2 protein-coding genes are annotated in these 1,574 nt (G+C 63.9%); both read right to left on the bottom strand.

Going from position 1 to position 1,574, the window contains the following annotated elements:
• Positions 1 to 610 (bottom strand): DUF1326 domain-containing protein (locus EN742_RS34525; protein WP_128333846.1); only part of this gene is annotated, 610 nt, incomplete at its 3' end.
• A 15-nt stretch (positions 611 to 625) separates the two neighbouring features.
• Positions 626 to 1,574 (bottom strand): DUF2182 domain-containing protein (locus tag EN742_RS34520; RefSeq protein ID WP_245492472.1); only part of this gene is annotated, 949 nt, incomplete at its 5' end.

The raw sequence follows: 1,574 nt of genomic DNA, 5'->3' as shown, positions 1-1,574 counted from the left end.
GCCCCCGCCAGTCCAGCTTGCAGATCTCGGCCGAACGGCCGGCAAAGTTCCAGTTGCGGCCGAAGGCGCGCATCTTGCTCTTGTCGGACTTCGCCACGATGATTTCCGGCGCGATCCAGTATTCGGAGTTGCTGATCACCGTATCCTTTTCGCGGTCCTTGCCGGGGATCGGCGTCACCGCCCCGTCGATGATCTTCGGTATCTGGAAGATACGCGTCTTGTCACGCGTCTCATAGGTGATCGGCACCTGCTCGACGCCGAGGAATTTTCCAACCAGGATGGCAAGCAACGCGGTGGTGCCGCCCGCCTTGCCGGTGAAGATCCTGGTGAGCGCCTTGACCGCGTGGATGGAGGCGCGCTTATCGATGAACAGCCCGGCTGTCCAGTTGCCGCGGCTCATATAGCCAGGGATCTCCATCACAAGGCCAAGATTGAGGCCGGAGAGGTCGACGTCACCGGAATGGCCGGCGTCGATGCGGAATCCGGCCCAGGTCTGGCAATAGCCCTCGGTCGGCGGATGGCTTCCGAGCGACAGTACGCAAGGGCAAAAAACCGTGCAATTGCAGGAGAGTACGAGCTCTCCCTTCATTGCCCAGCCTTGGTCTTTCATCGAATTCTCTCCCCCTCACGCCGAAACTAATAGCAGGGCGGCACCCCAGACAAGCAGTATCGCACCGACACTCCGGCTTGCCATCCTGCCGCTGGTCTGTTTTTCGATCAGGGTGAACAGGCCGATCAACGCCATCCAGAAGATGTTCATCGCGCCAACGGCGAACATCACCAGCATCAGCGCCCAGCAGCAGCCCAGGCACCACAGGCCCTGTTCCATGCCGAGATGGAAGATGCGGCCAGGTTTCGCGCTCCAGTTTGCGAACAAGGTCGAGAACGGGTTCCGGCATTTCGTCAGGCAGGCTTCTTTCAGGCCGCTGAACTGGTAGAGGCCCGCGACCAGCAAGGCCGCTGCTCCGGCGATGCCAACGACCGGATCGAGCAATTGCCCGGACGAGGCGAAGGCGTGGACGCCGAGCGTCAGCGCCGCAAACAGCGCCGAGCCAGCCAGCCACATGCAGAGATAGCCCGCGACCAGGACCAGCGGGTGAACGACCGGCTCGCCCCTGATGCGAGCGGTGTCCGCGATCTCGCAATAGATGCGGATCATCGGCGCGGCGGACGGCAGCATCGTCGCCACGGCCATCAGGAACCACATCAGGATAAGCGCCGGCGCCTGCGCGCCGATTGCGCCGGCAAGCGGCGCCGGCGCCAGGCAAAGCGCGAAAAAGCGATCGACGAAATCCGGCAGCGGCGGCGGCGGCAGGTATTTCAACATGAAATCGCCCGGGGCCGATGCGCCCGCAACCCGGCCTTCGGCACCGCGGATCGCCATGACGCCAAGCGTTAGCCACGCCAGGATGACCGCCGCACCAACCATCATGGCCACCACCAGCCGGGGGTTGCGCGCGACGTCCGCGGTGGCGCGGCCGGCCCGGTCGAGATGGCGGAAGTCGTTGTCCTGGCCGGTCATGGACCCGAAATGGGCTGAATCGCCGCGTTGATCAAGCCGTACACTCCGGCCT

It is taken from the genome of Mesorhizobium sp. M4A.F.Ca.ET.020.02.1.1, assembly GCF_004022645.1.
Taxonomy (GTDB): Bacteria; Pseudomonadota; Alphaproteobacteria; order Rhizobiales; family Rhizobiaceae; genus Mesorhizobium.
Note: the sequence above shows the minus strand (reverse complement) of the source record. Positions and strands in the feature narration are given on the sequence as shown.